This window comes from Buttiauxella gaviniae ATCC 51604, from assembly GCF_001654835.1.
Classification (GTDB): Bacteria; Pseudomonadota; Gammaproteobacteria; order Enterobacterales; family Enterobacteriaceae; genus Buttiauxella; species Buttiauxella gaviniae.
Genome location: NZ_LXEP01000003.1, coordinates 1 through 17,649, shown reverse-complemented (window position 1 = coordinate 17,649; position 17,649 = coordinate 1). Strand labels below are relative to the sequence as shown.

The window sequence follows — 17,649 nt, the reverse complement described above, 5'->3', positions numbered from 1 at the left end:
CTGACCGTAACTTATCTGGAGTATCATCACTCCACCCAATGACTCAGCTTTTTGCAATTGAAGGACACCTCCATGCGTCTGGAAGTTTTTTGCCAGGACCGCCTTGGTCTGACTCGAGAATTACTTGATTTACTTGTGCTGCGTAGTATCGATTTGCGAGGAATCGAAATTGATCCAATTGGGCGAATTTACCTGAATTTCTCGACACTTGAATTTGACTCGTTCAGCAGTCTGATGGCTGAAATTCGCCGTATTCCAGGCGTTACGGATGTTCGTACTGTGCCGTGGATGCCTTCCGAACGTGAGCATCGTGCACTTAGTGCATTGCTTGAAGCGCTACCTGAGCCTGTACTTTCGCTGGATATGAAAAGCAAAGTAGAGCTGGCGAACCCAGCGAGCTGTGCGCTATTCGGACAGAATGAAGACAAGCTGCGTAACCACAATGCCGCAAGTCTGGTGAATGGTTTCAATTTTATGCGTTGGCTTGAAAGTTCTCCGGCTGAGTCGCATACCGAACATGTGGTCATCAACGGGCAGAACTTCCTGATGGAGATTACGCCGGTTCATCTGGATAGTGAAAACGAAGAGTCTTCACTGGTGGGGGCGGTTGTTATGCTGCGCTCCACTGTGCGTATGGGTCGCCAGCTACAAAATCTCTCTAACACTGATGTCAGCGCTTTTAGTCAGATTGTCGCTGTCAGCCCGAAAATGCGCCATGTCGTTGATCAGGCACATAAACTGGCATTGCTGAATGCACCTTTGCTGATAGTTGGTGATACAGGTACGGGCAAAGATTTACTTGCACATGCTTGCCATCTTGGTAGCCCGCGAGCGCAGAAACCCTATCTGGCACTCAATTGTGGCTCAATGCCTGATGACGTCGTTGAAAGCGAACTGTTTGGCCACGCACCAGGGGCATACGCTAACGCTGTTGAAGGTAAGAAAGGCTTCTTTGAGCAGGCTAACGGTGGCTCGGTTCTGTTGGATGAGATTGGTGAGATGTCGCCGCGTATGCAAACTAAACTGCTGCGCTTCCTCAACGATGGGACTTTCCGCCGCGTGGGTGAAGAACACGAAGTACATGTTGATGTTCGTGTGATTTGCGCCACTCAGAAGAACCTGGTTGAAATGGTACAAAAAGGGGAGTTCCGTGAGGACCTCTATTACCGCTTGAATGTACTGACGCTGAATCTGCCGCCTTTGCGTGATCGCCCGCAAGACATCATGCCTCTGACTGAATTGTTTGTGGCACGATTTGCCGATGAACAAGGGGTTCCGCGCCCGAAATTGGCAAATGACCTGAGTAATGTGCTTACGCGTTACGGATGGCCGGGTAATGTGCGTCAGTTGAAAAATGCAATTTATCGCGCGTTAACGCAGTTGGAAGGGTACGAATTGCGTCCACAAGATATTTTGCTGCCTGATTTTGACACCGTCAGTTTGGCTGTTGGCGAAGAGGCGATGGAAGGGTCGTTGGATGATATTACCAGCCGCTTTGAGCGCTCGGTACTGACACAGCTTTATCGTACTTACCCAAGTACGCGTAAGCTGGCAAAACGCCTGGGTGTTTCACATACGGCGATTGCGAACAAATTACGTGAATATGGTTTGAGCCAGCGTAAAACAGAAGAGTAGTAAGAATGCCCCCGGTTATCGGGGGCATTAACACTTAAGCCTGGAGAGCTTCCAGCGCCGCAGCATAATCTGGCTCGTTAGTGATTTCATTCACTAACTGGCTGAATACCACTTCATCTTTCTCATTGATAACCACAACCGCACGGGCAGTCAGGCCTTTCAGTGCGCCTTCAGAAATACCAACGCCATAAGCTTGCTGGAATTCAGGGTTACGCAGAGTAGACAGCGTTACCACATTGCTCAGACCTTCTGCACCGCAGAAGCGAGACTGTGCAAATGGCAGATCGGCAGAAACACACAGTACAACAGTGTTATCCATCTCAGTTGCCAGTTGGTTGAATTTACGCACAGATGCCGCGCAAACGCCGGTATCGATACTTGGGAAAATGTTCAGTACTTTACGTTTTCCGGCGAACTGGCTCAGTGCAACATCAGAAAGATCTTTTGCTACCAGAGTGAAAGCTTCAGCTTTGTTGCCAGCTTGTGGGATCTGACCTGCAACCGCTACAGGGTTGCCCTGGAAATGAACGATTTGTGACATGTTTGATTTTCCTGTTTACATATAATTAACGCCGCTAACAGTGTATGTCAGTATTCCTCGTCTGAATATAAAAAACTGATAGTGCAAGTAAAAGTGTTCGCTGGCTATATACCCTTCATACTTCATGCTGCCTCTTTGTTGGCTGCGCTCTCTCACCCGAATCACTTACTTATGTAAGCTCATCGGGATTCGTTCCCTTGCCGCCTCGATGCACCTTGAATTATTTTGGGTATACTCTGCGAAGGATACAAACAACGACCACAGGCAAAACAATAATGAGAACAGTCAAGGTTTACCAGGAAGCATGGCCTCTCCATACACCGTTTGTGATTTCACGCGGAACTCGCAGCGAAGCGGTAGTTGTGGTGGTTGAGCTGGAAGAAGACGGTATCAAGGCAGTGGGCGAGTGCACGCCGTATCCGCGTTATGGCGAAAGCGTGGAATCGGTGCTGGCGCAAATCACCACGGTTATACCTCAACTGGAAAAAGGGATGACGCGCGCGCAGCTGCAAGATGGTTTGCCGGCTGGTGCCGCGAGAAATGCTGTCGATAGCGCTTTGTGGGATTTAGAAGCCAGAAAGAACAAGCGTACGCTGTCATATACTGCAGGCGTTGAGCTTCCTGAATTAATTACTACAGCACAGACGGTCAGCATTGCCGAACCAGAGCAAATGGCGGCGGCGGCAAAACTATTGTGGGATAAGGGCGCGCGTCTTTTGAAGGTCAAAATTGATGACCGACTAATCACTGAACGTATGGTGGCGATTCGTGCCGCGGTTCCCGAAGCCGTTTTAATTGTTGATGCCAACGAAGCATGGCACAGCGATGGGTTGGCGGCGCGTTGCCAGCTACTGGCCGATCTCAATGTTGCGATGCTTGAGCAGCCTTTACCGGCCGGACAAGACAGTGCGCTGTCTAACTTCATTCATCCGTTACCTATTTGCGCTGACGAAAGTTGCCATACCCGCGAAAGTTTGCGAGAGCTGAAAGGTCGTTACGAGATGGTAAATGTGAAGCTGGATAAAACTGGCGGCTTAACCGAAGCTCTGGCGTTAACTCAGGCCGCGCGCGAACACGGTTTTGATGTGATGTTAGGCTGTATGTTGTGTACCTCGCGAGCAATAGCCGCAGCGTTACCGCTGGCAGCTAAAGTCCGCTTTGCCGACCTCGATGGCCCAACCTGGCTGGCTGTGGATGTTGAGCCTGGCTTGCATTTTGAAACCGGTAAGCTTTATCCGTAACGGATAATTATTTTTGCCAGTGCAATAAGCCCATCATGGCATCCAGATACCGCTCACTCGCATCGTCAGCCGAGATGGGCGGGAACTCTGCGGTAATACAAGGCAAATCTAAATCTGCGCACCAACTACCAAAAGAGCCGGGCGTTTCATAACCGACACTTGTAACCAACGGCAGTTTGAATTCCTTCGCAAGCCAAGCCCCGAACACTGAGTTATCAGGATCTTCAATGCAACCTAAAGGGTCGTGGAAAGAGACAACCCATGCAGGTTGTAAAGTATGAATCAGTTGGCATAAGGCTGCGGTTTCTGGCTCAGAACCCGGTTTTTTGCCTGTAGAGAGCACCACATCACGTTCATCCGCGCTACTGTTCCAGCGATAAACCGTTTCACCTGATTTCCAGTTGGCTGCGGGGAAATTACGATTCAGGTCTACACCATTGGCGTTGGCGCGTAAGCCAAGTTGGCAACCATCTGGATTGACGGCCAGCACCACATGATGACGACGATATTCGGGCTCAAGAGTGCGTAATGCGCAAGACAGCGTAACCATCGCTGCATTTTCATCGCCATGTGTACCGGCAATAATTAACCCACTGCGCTGCTCGCTGGGTGCTGCGGGGAACCAAATAAGCGGTGCGCCGAAAACAGATTTACCATAACGTTCGCTGCCCGGAGGCAAATGGCCTCGTTGCGAACGAGGGCGGTGGCCTGACATAAATGTCCTTACTGTGATGAGTTGCAATACGTTATTAATATCAGTGTTTAGCAAAAATCTCATCTGAAACAAATAGCCGCCAGGCCATAGTGCTTAATCAATGAGCAGGGAGGTCTTTTTCACCATAAAGGTCATTGGCAATCTCATTCTCAAACGGAACAAGCTGAGTGCACGGATAGACATGTGAACCTAGTGCCAGGCTATATTCCATTCCTTTCAAGTTGGCCACGGCTCCGCCCCATACAACCGCTGGGCGATCATTTTCCAGAATGACCAGAGTTTTGGACAAACTATCATAATTAACCAGCTGATATTTATCATATTGCTTGTTACTGGTGTTGTGAGAAGTGAAGAGATCGATATTGCCAGTCTGATTGTTTTTCAATCCAAGAATGATTCGCCCTTCGTCGTAACCTTCCATTTCAGCAATCTGAACAACAATCTCTTTACCACATGTCTGATGCAAAGAGGCTTTCAGATTACCCAGCATTGCTGGTGTTGGTTCTGCTGCCCATGCTGTGGTAATACAACTGATGAGTACTGTAAAAAGGAGATGTTTGTGTGTCATTTTCTTTCCCTGTTATTGATTGTGGTTTTTGGTGCGAATCATACGAGAAAGGCAAAACAAAAGATGATATAAAAAATGCGTTTAGACAGTTGAAATGACAAATTCAGACAATTGCTATTTTCATCTATTCGCTTATGTAGGGATGCTATTTTTCTTATTGGCAATACAAGTAATTGCGATACATTACTGGTCTGTTCTGGGCGTGATACGTCCCTCTCTAAAAATTAACAACTACAGGGTCACTCATGAGAATACCTTTTCGTATAACGAGTTGTGCATTAACGCTTACGTGCCTGTTTTCTCAAGCCTGGGCTGCGGATGTTCCCGCAGGTACTAAACTTGCCGCCGACCAGAGTCTGGTGCGCCATATCAAAGATGAGCCTGCGTCTCTTGATCCAGCCAAAGCAGTAGGGTTACCGGAAATTCAGGTAATCCGTGATCTTTTTGAAGGGCTAGTGAATCAAAACGAGAAAGGGCAACTCGAACCTGGTGTTGCGACGAAATGGCAAAGTAATGATAACCGCACCTGGACCTTTACTCTGCGTGATAACGCGCGTTGGTCTGATGGAACACCTGTAACCGCGCAAGATTTTGTATATAGCTGGCAGCGTCTGGTTGACCCTAAAAACACCTCACCATTTGCATGGTTCGCAGCTCTTGCAGGTATTAACAACGCGCAAGCCATCATTGATGGAAAAATGCCTGCGGATAAGTTGGGGGTGACGGCAGTTGATGCCAGAACGCTACGAATTCAGTTGGATAAACCAGTACCGTATTTCCCAAATCTTACGGCCAATTTCTCGCTCTACCCGGTTCCTAAAGCTGTAGTTGAGAAATTCGGTAACGACTGGACTAAGCCTGGTAACCTGGTGGGTAACGGCGCATACGCACTTAAAGATCGCATCGTTAACGAAAAGCTGGTGGCGGTACAGAACCCTCATTACTGGGATAATAGTAAAACAGTTATTACCCAAGTGACGTTTATTCCGATCAACCAAGAATCTTCGGCAACAAAACGTTATCTGGCGGGGGATATTGATATTACTGAATCTTTCCCGAAAAACCTCTACCAGAAATTGCTAAAAGATATTCCAGGTCAGGTTTACACCCCACCGCAGTTGGGTACGTATTATTACGCTTTCAATACTCAAAAAGGCCCGACTGCCGATCAACGAGTGCGTCTTGCCCTGAGTATGACCATTGATCGTCATATAATGGCTGAAAAAGTGCTGGGGACAGGCGAAAAACCTGCATGGCGTTTTACTCCGGATGTAACCGCTGGATTTAAACCGGAAACTTCGCCATTTGAGCAAATGAGCCAGGAAGAGGCCAATGCACAGGCGAAAACTTTATTGCAGGCCGCAGGCTACGGACCGACCAATCCGCTTAAACTCACCCTCTTGTACAACACCTCGGAAAACCACCAGAAGATTGCTATAGCAGTGGCTTCAATGTGGAAGAAAAATCTGGGTGTGGATGTGAAGCTGCAAAACCAAGAGTGGAAGACATATATCGATAGCCGTAACACCGGTAACTTCGATGTTATCCGCGCTTCATGGGTAGGTGACTACAACGAACCGTCTACCTTCCTGTCATTGTTAACTTCATCCCACAGCGGCAATATCTCACGCTTCAACTCGCCGGAATATGACAAAATCCTGCAGCAAGCGAGCCAGGAAACTACGGATGAAGCGCGTAATAAAGACTACAACCAGGCTGAGAAAATCATCCAGGAAAAAGCGCCAATAGCGCCTATCTATCAGTACACTAATGGCCGTTTAATCAAGCCATGGTTGAAAGGTTATCCAATTAATAACCCTGAAGATGTCGCATATAGCCGCACGATGTATATCGTGGCTCACTAGATTTAGCCCATCCTTCGTGATGCCGGCCAGTTACGCAACTGACCGGCTCTTTGAACATATATTCTTTACCATCTCTGTGGTTTGCTTTATCAAGAAGCGGATGTCGCGTAGCCACCAGCAATAAACCAGGTGATGAATACAATCGCTGCAACAATGATTGCTATTGGAAACAGTACGCCAATTTTCATTTTTCTCTCTTTGCTAGTGTTGGTACGTTTGCCACCGGTTGCGGCCATTTTCTTTTGCTTTATACAACGCGGCATCTGCTTGTGCGATAAGGCGTGTCGCGGTGGTTCCGGGTATCAGAGTGGCAATACCGAGACTGATAGTAACATAAGGCATTATGGGTGAGGCTGCGTGTGGGATAGAGAGGGCCTGTAGGTTCAGCCTGATTCGTTAAGCGACTTCAATTGCCTGCTTCTCCACTGCATCTGGCAGCAAAATAATAAACTCCTCTCCGCCAAAGCGAGCAACAGCGTCATGTGTTGAACGAGTAGCCTCCACCAGACATTGAGCGATTTTCACCAGACACTCATCACCAGCCTGATGGCCATAATGATCGTTGTACTTCTTGAAGTAATCGACATCCAGCATGACCAATGAAAGTGGCGTACCGCACTGTTGTTGGCGCTGCATAGCTTTTTCTAGAAGCAGATGAAAAGAACGACGATTGGCAATACCGGTAAGTGGATCGTTATTCGCCAGGTCTTGTAGCCGTTTAATCAATTCTCTATTTTCTTGTTCACGACTAATCGCCAACACAAACCAACCGCGCAAGATTCGACGTCCCGACTCAAATAGACCCGCCAGAAGTAGATAGAGCAGCGCGTTCAGTACGGTCAGATCAGATGGATAAATAAAATTACAGACCAGAATCGAGATCCAGATTGGCAGGGTGAAACTCAGTAGCACTCGGCCATCAAAATAAAGTGAAATTAGCGCAGTGAAAATCAGCAAGGCAGCGAACGGGAAAACAATCCGCGAATCGCCGCTCGCCAGAAATACATAAAAACATCCTACCCATAACGCGCTGATACAAAGCAATGCTCCGTACAGAAATTTGCTTAACCACTCAGCATGTTGATCGTGCGCCATGCGCAAAATGAAAATGGCTGATGATGAGACTGCGAGAATTAGCCCCATAAGAATTTCCAGTATGGGTACTGATGCCGTAACGCTGGCGATTTGCAGCGAGGGTGAGAAGTAATGCCTGCCTAAAATAAATAAGCAGAACAACAAATTAATCCATAGAAACCACGGGCCACTGACAGTGATTGCCCGTTGGCGCATGGTCTTTAGGCGAAGGTCTAAATTGGGTGAAGCCCTACGTCTTTCTGACAAACATCATCTCCGAATGCCGCGAGGCATGATTGGGTCTAAAAAACTGCGGAAATGTAACATTTTTTATTCAGCAAATTCAGCGTGTTTGCATATTTTTCCGAGTTACATAACAAATGAAGACAGCTAGACTGACAACAATATTGTGGTAACACGTGGAGATAATGCAGTGGAAACCATTAAGGGATACCAGTTAAATGTGCCGGATGCCGTGTTTGCCTGGCAATTGGATGGTAAAGGCGGTGTCGATACCATCGAGGATAACGATACCATTGATGCCGAACATCCTGGTTGGTTGCATTTGAACTATACCAATAGTGCCAGTGCAAATTGGCTGGCAACGACGCCGTTGCTGCCAAATTATGCTCGTGATGCCCTGGCGGGAGTGAGCGTTCGTCCGCGAGTTACGCGCATAGGCGAGGGGACTTTGATTACGTTGCGCTGTATTAATGGCAGTACCGATGAACGCCCGGACCAACTTGTTGCCATGCGTTTATATATTGATGAGCGGCTTATTGTGTCAACGCGTCAGCGTCAAGTTTTGGCGCTCGACGATGTAGTGAATGATCTTAAGGAAGGCGCCGGCCCACTCGATTGTGGAAGCTGGCTGGTGGATGTTTGTGATGCGCTGACCGATCACGCAAGTGAGTTTATTGAACAACTACATGACAAAATCATCGACCTTGAAGATAACTTGCTAGATCAGCAAATTCCGCCGCGTGGTTTCCTTGCTCTACTGCGTAAACAGTTAATCGTCATGCGCCGTTACATGGCACCTCAGCGAGATGTTTATGCGCGCCTTTCGAGTGAGCGTTTACCCTGGATGACTGATGATCATCGTCGTCGTATGCAGGATATTTCCGACAGGTTAGGGCGCGGGCTTGATGAAATTGATGCTTGTATCGCGCGCACTGCGGTTATGACTGACGAAATTGCCCAGGTTATGCAGGAAGCAATGGGAAGAAGAACCTACACCATGTCACTAATGGCGATGGTTTTTTTACCCAGCACTTTTTTGACAGGGCTATTTGGTGTGAATTTGGGCGGTATTCCTGGCGGTGGCTGGCATTTTGGCTTCAGCCTATTTTGTATCATGTTGGTGGTTCTTATAGGCGGTGTTGCCTGGTGGTTACATCGTAGTAAATGGCTGTAAAATTTAACATTTTTAACATGCTGCAGGTTAAAAAAGGCTGCGTTAGTTGAGCAAGGTCAATAAATGGAACGCCGGTTCAAGGCAATATCTCTCTCGCAGGTGAATGCAACGTCAAGCGATGGGCGTTGCGCTCCATATTGTCTTACTTCCTTTTTTAGAATTACTGCATAGCACAATTGATTCGTACGAGCCGACTATTAGTCGGCTTTTTTTTGTCTGCAATATGTGGTCTATGCTTAAAAGGAGTATTTAAAGGAGGCAATGATGACTGTTTATCGAAGATTAGAGATGAGTGACCCGTCGTTTCCGAGTGAACCTACCCCAGTACCTGATCCGATCCCCAGACCTCAGCCGATACCAGACCCACCACTAGATCCCGACCAAAGACCGATTATCGAACCACCACCGCATAGTTAGCGTTGAGGTTTCCCTCTCTCTCAGGCGAGAGAGGGAAGGTATAACTATTTGATTTCGAGGATATCGAGGCGTTGAATTGGCGTTTCACTGTCATCTTCTTCTGGCTGCCAGCCAGCAGGTTGCATCGGCAACTCTTCGCGGTCGAATGCTAAATCTCCGCCATTAACGACTTCAGCACCGTGTTGCAGCCCTTTAAAATCGAACAGTTCCGTGTCACACATGTGCGAAGGCACAACGTTTTGCATGGCACTGAACATGGTTTCGATACGGCCTGGATAACGTCTATCCCAGTCACGCAGCATTTCACCAATGACCTGGCGCTGTAGATTCGGCTGCGAACCACACAGATTGCAAGGAATTATCGGATATTCACGAGCAATTGCAAAACGCTCAATGTCTTTCTCACGGCAATAAGCCAACGGACGAATGACGATATGTTTCCCGTCATCACTCATCAATTTTGGTGGCATACCCTTCATCTTCCCGCCGTAGAACATATTCAGGAACAGCGTCTGAAGGATGTCGTCACGATGATGACCAAGAGCGATTTTCGTCGCACCCAGCTCAGTCGCTGTACGGTAAAGGATGCCACGGCGTAAACGAGAGCACAGAGAACAGGTAGTTTTGCCTTCCGGGATCTTATCTTTAACGATGCCGTAAGTGTTCTCTTCAACAATTTTGTACTCAACACCGATGCTTTCCAGATAGGCAGGCAGGATATGTTCAGGGAAGCCAGGTTGTTTTTGATCGAGGTTAACGGCCACCAGGCTGAAATTAATCGGCGCGCTTTGCTGTAAGTTGCGTAGAATTTCCAGCATGGTGTAGCTGTCTTTGCCGCCTGACAGGCAGACCATAATACGGTCGCCTTCTTCAATCATATTGTAATCGGCGATCGCTTCACCCACGTTACGACGCAGGCGCTTCTGTAATTTGTTCAGGTTGTATTGATCTTTCTTTGTAATTTCTTGTTTATCTTGCATTTTATTGATTTGCCGGTTGTTTCAGGGGCACCACAGGGGCACAGCCTATAGCGCGAGTTTTTGGTTTAGCATGCCGAATCGATCGCCGTTCATATCCTGTATCCAGGTTGAATCAATGTCATAAACCATTTGGGTATTTCATGGCCCATCTGGCAGGCGATAAATGACGGGTTTCTTCCCGTTGTAAGTATCCAGCATGCGTAAGTGTGGCGTGTATGGTACGGATTGCCACCGCGAATGCCAGCACGTTTTACAGCTGCGTTCCATTCGGGCTCCATTGACGATAGTGAATAGTAAAGTTTTTGCTCATCCAGCCAGATTTCGGGAACAAAAATGAAGCGTATTTGCTGCGGTTATCTCTTCCTGTATTCACAATGATGAAATATGCGGACTCTCTTGCTTAGTTGGCTTATTTTTGCGCAATTGTTGTTATAATAATCAGTAGCGTGAAAATACCACCTAAATAAATACATATAGATTGCATGGGTAATTTCACTTATGTATTATGCCGCGCCGGCCGTTAACCCTCTCCAGAGTGTGTGATTATTAAATCGAATGTGTCGGTAGAATTACCAAACCGCCACTAGCTCATCGGGAAGAGCGGCAATCATAGGTTGTAGTACGGGGTTCGAGGCTCCGGTGGCGGACCAAAGCGGTCATCGTATAATGGCTATTACCTCAGCCTTCCAAGCTGATGATGCGGGTTCGATTCCCGCTGACCGCTCCAAACTAAACTCTCCTGAAGTCTACCTAACTCAATTTTCCCTTGATAAATCAGCAGCTATAGCATTCTATTAGTCAATTGAACTCAATAGTACTCCCTCAGGGTCAACCCTAATGTGGGGGTATGGATGGGGGTATAATTGTACCCCTGCTGAGAGGTACCCCCAATGAAGTTAACTGCTCGTCAGGTTGAAACTGCAAAACCCAAAGAGAAGCCCTACAAACTGGCCGATGATGGTGGTCTTTACTTGCTGGTTAATCCCAACGGTAAGAGATACTGGCGTCTCAAATACCGTTCGCTACGCAAAGAGAAGCTGCTTGCGATTGGCGTTTACCCCGATGTTTCTTTAGCTGAAGCCAGAAGTAAGCGTGAGGATGCTAAAAGGACATTAGCGGCTGGCAACGATCCTTCTCTTGAGCGCAAAATTGAGAAACTTAGTCGTCAACAGGACGCAGAAAACTCGTTTGAAGCTATCACTCGGGAGTGGTATCAGCGTCGCTATGATCGCTGGTCTGTCTCCTATCGTGAAGAGATGATGAGAACCTTTGAGACGGATGTGTTTCCATATATCGGTCACCGACCAATCAAAGATATCAAGCCGATGGAGTTGCTTGCCGTTCTGTCTAAGATCGAGGCTCGAGGTGCAACAGAGAAGGTCCGTAAAGTTCGTCAAAGGTGTGGAGAGGTCTGGAAGTATGCAATAGTCACTGGCAGGGCTGAGTACAACCCAGCGCCTGATTTAGCCAGTGCCGTAACTCCTCATGAGAAAAAGCATTATGCTTTTTTAACCCAGGACGAATTGCCAGAGTTTCTTCGTATCCTGCACACCTATACTGGTAGTGTGCTTGTTAAGTTATCCATGCAGCTGCTTATTTTGACCGGAGTAAGGCCCGGAGAACTGAGACAAGCAGAGTGGCGGGAATTTGATTTTGAGCGAAAGGTTTGGAACGTACCCGCAGAACGCATGAAAATGCGCCGTCCCCATTTAGTTCCATTGTCAAGCCAGGCAATTGACCTACTTAATCAGCTTAAACTCATGACGGGAGCAGGAGCGTTGTTGTTCCCTGGACGTAATAATCCCAAGAAACCGATGAGTGATATGGCATTGACTGTGTTGGTCAAGCGCATCGGCTATGCCGGACTCGTTACGGGGCATGGATTCCGTCACACGATGAGTACCATTTTGCATGAGCAGGGATTCAACTCGGCCTGGATTGAGCTACAACTGGCTCACGTCGATAAGAACTCTATTCGTGGGACATATAACCACGCTCAGTATCTGGAAGGGAGAAGGGATATGATGCAGTGGTACGGGGATTTTACTAGTAATTTAGGAAAAAAAGGGATTATTACAAGCTGATATGTTGAAATGCAGTCTCGAAAAGTAATTAAACCCGTCCAGACGTCTGGACGGGTTTAATTCAATATATGCTGCTAACTGCAATAGTTGAAAAACCAGAGTAGTAGTGACTATTGCTACAAATTTTTGCCTAAGTCAAAACTTGGTCTGCCTATACACTGATGTTATTTTCAACACAGAAAATAAGGGAGGTAAGTATGTTTGGGGCGATTCAGCCACTGGATATATACAACAAGAACATCAACATACTGATTGGCTTAGGCGCTTCAGCTGACTTTTTCCCGACGCTATCTTCATTCATATATGAGAATTCAAATATATATTTACACTGTTCTGTTCCAGAGAGATATTGTGAGATACTTACACATCCTTTTCTATTTACTAATGATTTACTTATATATTTCAGCAACCCCGTGCAACCGATTATTCCCAGTGGTTGACAGAATTTTGAACGACGTTGCTCCTTCCCCATCAGCCTTACGAGAAAGGACATCCGATAACTCATCAAGCGTATAGGCATTGCTGGCTGAGACTACACCAATCTTTTGTTTCCCATCTGCATGATTAATTTCCTGAGCAACAGAGGCGGTATTCACTGAAATAAATCCCATGACCAAAGTAGTAATAAGTAGTGTTTTCATATCTAGCACCTCATTTAACAATATGTTTGAAACTGGGTTTTATCAGGAGTAACTTCATCCGTCTGTATATTCAAATATACAGTTCTAAGCTGTCATGAGGCTGACCGCTATATGACAACATTGTCAGGGTTGTAGATTGGTTAATTTTTTGAATACAGGTTCAGCTCGTTAATAATGTACTCAGGTTCTTCACGTAGAGGCATATTGTCTATGTCTAAAACTCCATCATTTTTTTGTGGATCATCAGTCTGCAGGTCTGCAAACAGTGGGGTAAGATCCTGCTGCGCTTCTCCTGGTTTAGCCACCAGCTCGAACGTTTTATTTTTTGCCGCATCGTTGGTCAGGGCACTGACCAGAACTTGGGCTACTTGCTCCCGGGATATCACACCATCATCCGGTGTTCCTGCATGACGTCGATCCCCTTGGAGCATAACGATTCTATGTTCATCATCATTGTTGTAATCAAACCAGCCGGGCCTGACTATGGTATAGGGATGACCACTCGCCCTGACCAGACGCTCGGCACGTCTTTTCCAGTCATGAACCTCAGTGCGTTGATTCCAGGTGCTGAGCCGTTCAGTCACGCCAATCGTAGTCATTAAGCCGATGCGAACAGGCGTATCCTTGAATATCCTTAAAATGTTACGCACACCGCCGTAATCTATCGCTCTGGCACCAATACGACCCTGGCCATCGGAACCGAGAGTGAAGATGATGGCATCAATATTTTTCGGCAAATCGGTGAGTGTTTCAGGCATTGAAACATCGCCGTAAAAAACATCCGTTCCACGAGGAAGCAATTTTACTTTACGTTTATTTCTGACCAGCGCTACGGGCTGATGGCCCATTTCAATAGCGGTATTCACGACATGAAGACCAATACTTCCTGTCGCTCCTGCAACGAGTATTTTCATGATAAACCTTCTGATAATTCAGACTTATTTTCGATACGGTCAGAATATCAATTATCATTATTGTCAGTAATAGGGCTAAAATGATTGTGTCTATGAACACCCTTCATGAGTGCGCGTTGAAGGGAATGTCTCCACAAGGAAATTGCCGATGCTCAAAGAAAACTTCAACGAACTGCAAATCTTTCTTGTGGTAGCAAGGGAGCGAAGTTTTACCAAAGCAGCGGGTAAACTGGGCGTTTCTCAATCTGCACTCAGCCACGCGATGAAGGCACTGGAGGAAAGGCTGAATATCCGCCTTCTGACCCGCACGACCCGAAGCGTTGCCCCTACAGAAGCCGGTGAGAGAATTATCGCCTGCCTTGAACCCCGTATTGCCGATCTTGAGCAGGAGCTGGAATCGCTTGTTCAACTGAACGGCACTGCCTCCGGCAATATCCGTTTATCTGCCGGGGAGCATTCCGCGCGAAGTCTGGTATGGCCGAAGTTAAAACCCTTCCTCAGGGAATATCCGGAAATCAATCTCGAACTGGTGGTTGATAACGGTTTTGTCGATATTGTTGAAGGGCGTTTTGATGCCGGGATTCGCTTGGGCGAAAGCGTGGATAAGGACATGATTGCGGTAAGAATTGGGCCGGACATGAGAATGGCTGTAGTGGGAGCACCGTCTTATTTCGCTGCAAACCCTGTACCTGAAACGCCGCACGAGCTACAAAATCACCGGTGCATCAATATGCGCCTGCCGACAGCCGGCGGACTTTACCACTGGGAGTTTGAGAAGGATGGGAAACCGTTACGGGTCAGAGTAGAAGGGCAGGTAACGTTTAATCTGCAGGCGGAAAGAATTGATGCGGCTTTATCCGGTTTTGGCATCGCCTGTATACCTGAAGACAGGGTGCAGGATTATATAAAGTCAGGAGAGCTGATTCAGGTTCTGCAGGACTGGTGTCCGTCTTTCCCCGGATATTATCTTTACTACCCGAGCCGTAAGCAGCATCCGCCCGCTTTTGCGCTGATGATCGATGCGCTTCGCTACCAGGAATAACGGGTCCGCCAATCTCAGCGGACCCGTCCGGATATTAACGGCCTACGCGGGCCTGGTGCTCAGGAGAGTAACGTTCGCCGACGACTTTAATTGTTTCAAGCGCCTGGGTTATCTGACGTGAGTCATCCTGGGAAAGCATGATGTCGGCAGCCCCCAGGTTTTCCTCAAGCCGGTGCAGTTTGGTGGTGCCAGGAATAGGAGCAATCCAAGGCTTTTGTGCCAGCAGCCATGCCAGCGCAATTTGCGCAGACGTCACGCCTTTCTCTGCAGCCAGTTCACCCAGCAATGAGACCAGCTTTTCATTGGCTTCAATCGCCTGCTCGGCGAAACGCGGCACTTGGCTTCTGTAATCATCCTTGCCAAACGTCGTTCCTGGTATAATCGAACCCGTCAGGAAGCCCTTGCCTAATGGGCTGAAAGGCACAAAACCAATACCCAGTTCCTCCAGCAATGGCAGGATCTCCTGCTCAGGCTCGCGCCACCACATGGAATATTCGCTTTGCAGTGCAGTGACTGGTTGTACAGCATGCGCCCGACGAATGGTTTGTGCACCTGCTTCGGACAGACCGAAATGTTTGACTTTGCCTTCCGCGATCAGGTCTTTCACTGCACCCGCAACATCTTCAATGGGGACATCCGGGTCGACACGGTGTTGATACAGCAGATCAATGACATCAGTCTTAAGGCGGCGTAATGATCCTTCAACAGCTTCACGGATATGCTCCGGACGGCTGTTTAAAATCTGCTGCTTGTTGTCGTCGCCAAAAGTAAAACCAAACTTGGTGGCGATGACCACGCGGTCACGAAACGGTTTTAAGGCTTCGCCGACAACCTCTTCATTAAGGAAGGGGCCATATACTTCGGCGGTATCGAAGAAGGTGACGCCACGTTCAACCGCAGCGCGAATGAGCTCGATAGCCTGACGGGTATCGGTCGCCGGGCCGTAGCCGTGGCTTAAGCCCATGCAGCCGAGTCCAAGCGCTGAGACTTCGAGCCCGGATTGACCCAGATAACGTTTTTGCATTGAATAAATACCTCTTTTATCGCGTCTTAAACATCAAGTTTGCGGCCAGTCAGCCATTCCACCATCGCCGGGTCGCGGTGAGAGAAGAAGGCACTGGTTGCGGTGTCGAGGGCGGCAATTTGCAGCATATCTTCAGAGCTGAGTTCAAAATCGAGGATGTTAATATTCTCTTCCATTCGTTCTTTTCGCACCGATTTGGCCAGTGAAACGATGCCTCGCTGGAAGATCCCACGCAGTACAACCTGGCCCACGCTTTTGCCGTACTTCTGACCAATTGCCGTTAACACGGGATGCTGGAACAGGCCATTTTTACCCTCAGCAAACGGTGCCCAGGCTTCCGGCTGAATGCCACGGCTTTGATTCCATGGAACAGCATGCAGCTGCTGGTTGAAGGGGTTAACTTCAATCTGGTTTACCGCAGGGGCAACTTTGTTGAAGGCGATAAGGTCGGCCAGTCTGTCAGGATGGAAATTGCTGACACCAATGGCGCGAATTTTGCCTGCCTGCTGCAGTTCTTCCATAGCACGCCATGCCCCATGGACATCGCCATAAGGCTGGTGAATCAGATACAGGTCGACGTAATCAAGTTGCAGCCGATTCAGGGAGCGTTCGAACTGTGCTTTAGCGCCTTCGTAATTGGTATCCTGTAGCCAAAGTTTGGTCGTTACAAAGAGTTCGTTACGGGCAATACTGGTCTGTTTCAGTGCGTTCCCGACCTGGGTTTCATTCTGGTAAGACGCAGCGGTATCGATCAGGCGGTATCCTGTATCTATGGCATCAATAACGGCTCTTTCGCATTCTCCGGCATCCGTCATCTGGAAGACACCAAAGCCCAGCAGGGGCATTTCAATACCGTTGTTCAGTTTTACAGTTTGCATGACGTTGTCCTTCAGCTGTTGTGTAGGAAAAGCATAACGCAAACTGATTTATTCGATTAGATGGGGTAATTAGCTAGGGTTTATTAGATTTGTTCATTAATTTAGAGGGGCTGAAGGTCGGCTTAGTGCCAAAAGCGGACAGTGCTGAAAACTCACCAATTATATGATGTTGCGGGTGAACTGCTGCTCAGTGATGGTACTGCCCCGCTGATCGCCTTCCCACTCTTTCGTTAATTCAAACCCAAATTGAAGCGACACAACCCGCGTGGCAAATATGAGTGCGAATGGCTGCTGTTATGACAATGCTTGTGTGGAAAGCTTCCTCCACTCACTGAAAGTCGAATGTATCCACGGTGAGCGCTTTATCAATCGGGAAATAATGCGGACATCGGTGTTTAATTATATCGCGTGTGATTACAATCGCTGGCGTCGTCACAGCGCTTGTGGTGGTCTCAGCCCTGAACAATTTGAAAACCAGAATCGCGCTTAGAGCGGTGTACACATTACGTGGGTAGGATCACTAACCTGTGATTTTAAAGAAGAGGAATGATGTCTAATTTTTATTTTAATCTTGCACTCTTTGGTGCCACTTCATCTATAGCGGATATGAGAA

At 47.7% G+C, this 17,649-nt stretch carries 16 protein-coding genes, 1 tRNA gene and 3 pseudogenes; 9 read left to right on the top strand and 11 right to left on the bottom strand.

Annotation, left to right across the window (positions count from 1 at the left end):
* Positions 1-72: 72 nt before the first annotated feature.
* Positions 73-1,635, top strand: coding sequence for a transcriptional regulator TyrR (tyrR, locus tag M977_RS00480; protein ID WP_064511598.1), 1,563 nt, complete (start codon positions 73-75; stop codon positions 1,633-1,635).
* 34 nt (positions 1,636-1,669) lie between these two features.
* Here tyrR and tpx read toward each other — a convergent pair whose 3' ends face one another.
* On the bottom strand, positions 1,670-2,176 hold the full coding sequence (tpx, locus tag M977_RS00475; RefSeq protein WP_064511597.1) for a thiol peroxidase: 507 nt from the start codon (positions 2,174-2,176) through the stop codon (positions 1,670-1,672).
* A gap of 275 nt (positions 2,177-2,451) precedes the next feature.
* Here tpx and ycjG point away from each other — a divergent pair, with 275 nt between their 5' ends.
* Positions 2,452-3,417, top strand: a complete 966-nt coding sequence (ycjG, locus tag M977_RS00470) for an L-Ala-D/L-Glu epimerase (protein WP_064511596.1) — start codon at positions 2,452-2,454, stop codon at positions 3,415-3,417.
* A 7-nt stretch (positions 3,418-3,424) separates the two neighbouring features.
* Here the strand turns inward: ycjG and mpaA are convergent, their stop codons facing one another.
* The gene (gene mpaA / locus M977_RS00465) at positions 3,425-4,132 is read right to left on the bottom strand and encodes a murein tripeptide amidase MpaA (RefSeq protein ID WP_064511595.1); all 708 of its coding nucleotides are present in this window, start codon (positions 4,130-4,132) and stop codon (positions 3,425-3,427) included.
* A gap of 97 nt (positions 4,133-4,229) precedes the next feature.
* Complete coding sequence (locus tag M977_RS00460) at positions 4,230-4,700, bottom strand: hypothetical protein (protein WP_064511594.1); 471 nt, start codon at positions 4,698-4,700, stop codon at positions 4,230-4,232.
* Between the two features lie 245 nt (positions 4,701-4,945).
* Between M977_RS00460 and M977_RS00455 the strand changes: the two genes are divergently transcribed.
* The gene (locus M977_RS00455; RefSeq protein WP_064511593.1) at positions 4,946-6,565 is read left to right on the top strand and encodes a peptide ABC transporter substrate-binding protein; all 1,620 of its coding nucleotides are present in this window, start codon (positions 4,946-4,948) and stop codon (positions 6,563-6,565) included.
* 89 nt (positions 6,566-6,654) lie between these two features.
* Here M977_RS00455 and M977_RS25115 read toward each other — a convergent pair whose 3' ends face one another.
* Complete coding sequence (locus M977_RS25115; protein WP_425339031.1) at positions 6,655-6,801, bottom strand: YoaK family small membrane protein; 147 nt, start codon at positions 6,799-6,801, stop codon at positions 6,655-6,657.
* A pseudogene (locus M977_RS00450) lies at positions 6,767-7,855 on the bottom strand (GGDEF domain-containing protein). The gene M977_RS25115 and the pseudogene M977_RS00450 overlap by 35 nt, the downstream one beginning before the upstream one ends.
* A 217-nt stretch (positions 7,856-8,072) precedes the next feature.
* Here M977_RS00450 and zntB point away from each other — a divergent pair.
* Together zntB and ynaL are read left to right on the top strand one after the other, a co-directional pair.
* A complete protein-coding gene (zntB, locus tag M977_RS00445) occupies positions 8,073-9,056 on the top strand; it encodes a zinc transporter ZntB (RefSeq protein ID WP_064511592.1) in 984 nt (327 codons plus the stop codon).
* A 264-nt stretch (positions 9,057-9,320) separates the two neighbouring features.
* Positions 9,321-9,473, top strand: a complete 153-nt coding sequence (gene ynaL, locus M977_RS26200) for a proline-rich small protein YnaL (RefSeq protein ID WP_461336306.1) — start codon at positions 9,321-9,323, stop codon at positions 9,471-9,473.
* Positions 9,474-9,517: 44 nt separating this feature from the next.
* Here ynaL and ttcA read toward each other — a convergent pair whose 3' ends face one another.
* Complete coding sequence (gene ttcA / locus M977_RS00440) at positions 9,518-10,453, bottom strand: tRNA 2-thiocytidine(32) synthetase TtcA (RefSeq protein ID WP_064511591.1); 936 nt, start codon at positions 10,451-10,453, stop codon at positions 9,518-9,520.
* 45 nt (positions 10,454-10,498) lie between these two features.
* Positions 10,499-10,803: pseudogene (locus tag M977_RS26060) on the bottom strand (site-specific integrase); the annotation flags it as partial.
* A 302-nt stretch (positions 10,804-11,105) separates the two neighbouring features.
* On the opposite strand from M977_RS26060, the gene M977_RS00435 reads away from it, so the two are divergent.
* Positions 11,106-11,180 (top strand) — tRNA-Gly (locus M977_RS00435).
* Positions 11,181-11,343: 163 nt separating this feature from the next.
* Positions 11,344-12,537, top strand: a complete 1,194-nt coding sequence (locus M977_RS00430; protein ID WP_064511590.1) for a tyrosine-type recombinase/integrase — start codon at positions 11,344-11,346, stop codon at positions 12,535-12,537.
* A gap of 389 nt (positions 12,538-12,926) precedes the next feature.
* On the opposite strand, the gene M977_RS00425 is transcribed toward M977_RS00430, so the two are convergent.
* A complete protein-coding gene (locus tag M977_RS00425; RefSeq protein WP_064511589.1) occupies positions 12,927-13,178 on the bottom strand; it encodes a YdgH/BhsA/McbA family protein in 252 nt (83 codons plus the stop codon).
* Positions 13,179-13,318: 140 nt separating this feature from the next.
* The gene (locus M977_RS00420) at positions 13,319-14,092 is read right to left on the bottom strand and encodes an SDR family oxidoreductase (RefSeq protein ID WP_064511588.1); all 774 of its coding nucleotides are present in this window, start codon (positions 14,090-14,092) and stop codon (positions 13,319-13,321) included.
* Positions 14,093-14,240: 148 nt separating this feature from the next.
* On the opposite strand from M977_RS00420, the gene M977_RS00415 reads away from it, so the two are divergent.
* The gene (locus tag M977_RS00415; RefSeq protein WP_064511587.1) at positions 14,241-15,134 is read left to right on the top strand and encodes a LysR family transcriptional regulator; all 894 of its coding nucleotides are present in this window, start codon (positions 14,241-14,243) and stop codon (positions 15,132-15,134) included.
* A 34-nt stretch (positions 15,135-15,168) separates the two neighbouring features.
* Here the strand turns inward: M977_RS00415 and M977_RS00410 are convergent, their stop codons facing one another.
* Both M977_RS00410 and M977_RS00405 read right to left on the bottom strand, forming a co-directional pair.
* Entirely contained in the window at positions 15,169-16,158 is a 990-nt protein-coding gene (locus M977_RS00410; protein ID WP_064511586.1) for an aldo/keto reductase, read from the bottom strand.
* Positions 16,159-16,184: 26 nt separating this feature from the next.
* Entirely contained in the window at positions 16,185-17,036 is an 852-nt protein-coding gene (locus M977_RS00405; RefSeq protein ID WP_064511585.1) for an aldo/keto reductase, read from the bottom strand.
* 234 nt (positions 17,037-17,270) lie between these two features.
* On the opposite strand from M977_RS00405, the pseudogene M977_RS24100 reads away from it, so the two are divergent.
* A pseudogene (locus M977_RS24100) lies at positions 17,271-17,526 on the top strand (IS3 family transposase); the annotation flags it as partial.
* Positions 17,527-17,649 lie beyond the last annotated feature (123 nt).

Excerpts from the sequence above, each read along its gene's own strand:
- ycjG (WP_064511596.1), top strand. The coding sequence starts at position 2,452 with ATGAGAACAGTCAAGGTTTACCAGGAAGCATGGCCTCTCCATACACCG.
- M977_RS00410 (WP_064511586.1), bottom strand. The coding sequence starts at position 16,158 with ATGCAAAAACGTTATCTGGGTCAATCCGGGCTCGAAGTCTCAGCGCTT.
- M977_RS00430 (WP_064511590.1), top strand. The coding sequence starts at position 11,344 with ATGAAGTTAACTGCTCGTCAGGTTGAAACTGCAAAACCCAAAGAGAAG.
- mpaA (WP_064511595.1), bottom strand. The coding sequence starts at position 4,132 with ATGTCAGGCCACCGCCCTCGTTCGCAACGAGGCCATTTGCCTCCGGGC.
- ttcA (WP_064511591.1), bottom strand. The coding sequence starts at position 10,453 with ATGCAAGATAAACAAGAAATTACAAAGAAAGATCAATACAACCTGAAC.
- M977_RS00455 (WP_064511593.1), top strand. The coding sequence starts at position 4,946 with ATGAGAATACCTTTTCGTATAACGAGTTGTGCATTAACGCTTACGTGC.
- tyrR (WP_064511598.1), top strand. The coding sequence starts at position 73 with ATGCGTCTGGAAGTTTTTTGCCAGGACCGCCTTGGTCTGACTCGAGAA.
- M977_RS00415 (WP_064511587.1), top strand. The coding sequence starts at position 14,241 with ATGCTCAAAGAAAACTTCAACGAACTGCAAATCTTTCTTGTGGTAGCA.
- M977_RS00405 (WP_064511585.1), bottom strand. The coding sequence starts at position 17,036 with ATGCAAACTGTAAAACTGAACAACGGTATTGAAATGCCCCTGCTGGGC.
- M977_RS00460 (WP_064511594.1), bottom strand. The coding sequence starts at position 4,700 with ATGACACACAAACATCTCCTTTTTACAGTACTCATCAGTTGTATTACC.
- M977_RS00420 (WP_064511588.1), bottom strand. The coding sequence starts at position 14,092 with ATGAAAATACTCGTTGCAGGAGCGACAGGAAGTATTGGTCTTCATGTC.
- M977_RS25115 (WP_425339031.1), bottom strand. The coding sequence starts at position 6,801 with ATGGCCGCAACCGGTGGCAAACGTACCAACACTAGCAAAGAGAGAAAA.
- M977_RS00425 (WP_064511589.1), bottom strand. The coding sequence starts at position 13,178 with ATGAAAACACTACTTATTACTACTTTGGTCATGGGATTTATTTCAGTG.
- ynaL (WP_461336306.1), top strand. The coding sequence starts at position 9,321 with ATGACTGTTTATCGAAGATTAGAGATGAGTGACCCGTCGTTTCCGAGT.
- tpx (WP_064511597.1), bottom strand. The coding sequence starts at position 2,176 with ATGTCACAAATCGTTCATTTCCAGGGCAACCCTGTAGCGGTTGCAGGT.